Origin of the sequence: Acidiplasma cupricumulans (assembly GCF_001402935.1) — an archaeon.
Lineage (GTDB): Archaea > Thermoplasmatota > Thermoplasmata > Thermoplasmatales > Thermoplasmataceae > Acidiplasma > Acidiplasma aeolicum.
The window spans coordinates 1-1,680 of record NZ_LKBH01000152.1; the positions used below are offsets into that span (position 1 = coordinate 1).

Genomic DNA, 1,680 nt, shown 5'->3' on the forward strand with positions numbered 1-1,680 from the left:
CAATTATAATTTATTTTAGATAAAACATGTATGCAGCTTTGCCTCCATTGGCGGTTGGATTTTTTGGTCTAGGAATAGGCTATTTTGTTTATGGCGGTGCAGGCCTTTTTAAATACCCTAAAGAGGCTAATGAGAGGGTAAATCATTCCATGGGTTTATGGGGAATAATGATGCCTGGTTTTATGCAATTTCTCACAGGAACATACCTTTGGTTGGGGTTAACAATTTTTCATGCCTTCAGATCTTCACCAATACTTTATATGGCTGCCCTTGCCTTTACGGCATATGGTGTTCATTGGTTTGCACTTGGATATAATAAATACAAGGATGCAGATACAACTGTGGATGGCTTCATGGCCATCGGTTTCCTCTGGATATCCATAGTGGGTGCTTTAATATTCTTTTTGGGAAAGGATGTACCTGTTGGTATACTCTTTGTACTTCTGGCGTTAATATATATAAATGATATACCTGCAAGTCTTGCTCATTCAAAGACATGGGGAAGAACAAAAGCATTCTTTCAGTTTATAACCGGCATATGGCTAATGTATCTCATGTTTGCAGCAGCAATGAATTTTGCACTTGGATATCATTTATTTCTTTGATAAATATTTTATATCTAATTTTTATGTATTATGGATGGCAATTTTTTCCTTTTTTGGGTCCTCAAAATCTGGAAAAACAACAGTAATATATGATTTAATAAAACGCTTGCATAAGGATTTTAAAATAATGTATATAAAGGATATACCACATGATAATATATCTCTGGATACAGAAAACAAGGATACATGGAAAATGGAAAATGCAGGTGCTTATATTACATATGGATTAACGCCGTCAAAGTCATATAAGATGATTAATTCTCATTTAAATATTGATGATATAATAGCTGAAAATAATGCGGATATAATATTTATTGAGGGTTTTAAATCATATAAAAAAGCCATAAAATTCCTTGTGCTTGGTAATGAAGATTTTTTAAAATATGAACATAATTATATAATAAAAGCAAACAATAATGAATACAATAAAAAATGCATTATTTACCCAGATGATTTTGATAAATTATTAAGCATTATTTTAAATACAGTTTAAGTATTTGTTTACAAAAATTAAGTCATCATAATAATTAACACTTTTTAATTTTATTGTATCTTTTTTAATATAACTTATGTTATTTAGTTCCATAAATTTTTTAACACTGCTGCCTCCAGAGTTTATGTAATTTTCCATTTTATCATATATTTTATAATTGTATATAGAAAATAATGGTTCATAATAATTATGATTTAAAACCGATACTGTATTTTTATTATAATTATCAATCAATTCCTTTATTATATCATGATCTATAAGCGGCATATCCCCGCCGACGGCAAAAAATTCTTTGAAATTTTTAATGCAGTAAAGTATTGAATTTATTAAAACGCCATTTGTATGATCATATAATACATCACAGTATTTGCACTGCAAAGAAAAATTTTTTGTAAAGAGTGTAATTTTATCAAATAGACCTGTTTCATATAATATTCTAGAAATTCTATTTATCATCGTTTCATTGCATATTATTTTATTATGCTTGTCTTTTAATCTTTCACTTTTTTTAGCAAATATTATTGCCATCATAGATTATCATTAATAAATGCTTTTAATTCATTATAATAAATACTGTTCTTA

Annotated in this window: 3 protein-coding genes; 2 read left to right on the plus strand and 1 reads right to left on the minus strand. The window is 28.2% G+C overall.

Annotated features, from left to right (window positions below):
• Positions 1-26: 26 nt before the first annotated feature.
• Entirely contained in the window at positions 27-605 is a 579-nt protein-coding gene (locus tag AOG55_RS04375) for a hypothetical protein (protein WP_048101248.1), read from the plus strand.
• A 34-nt stretch (positions 606-639) separates the two neighbouring features.
• On the plus strand, positions 640-1,098 hold the full coding sequence (locus tag AOG55_RS04380; protein ID WP_048101249.1) for a molybdopterin-guanine dinucleotide biosynthesis protein B: 459 nt from the start codon (positions 640-642) through the stop codon (positions 1,096-1,098).
• Here the strand turns inward: AOG55_RS04380 and mobA are convergent.
• A complete protein-coding gene (gene mobA / locus AOG55_RS04385; protein WP_048101250.1) occupies positions 1,084-1,629 on the minus strand; it encodes a molybdenum cofactor guanylyltransferase in 546 nt (181 codons plus the stop codon). The two genes, AOG55_RS04380 and mobA, sit on opposite strands and share 15 nt — an antisense overlap.
• Positions 1,630-1,680 lie beyond the last annotated feature (51 nt).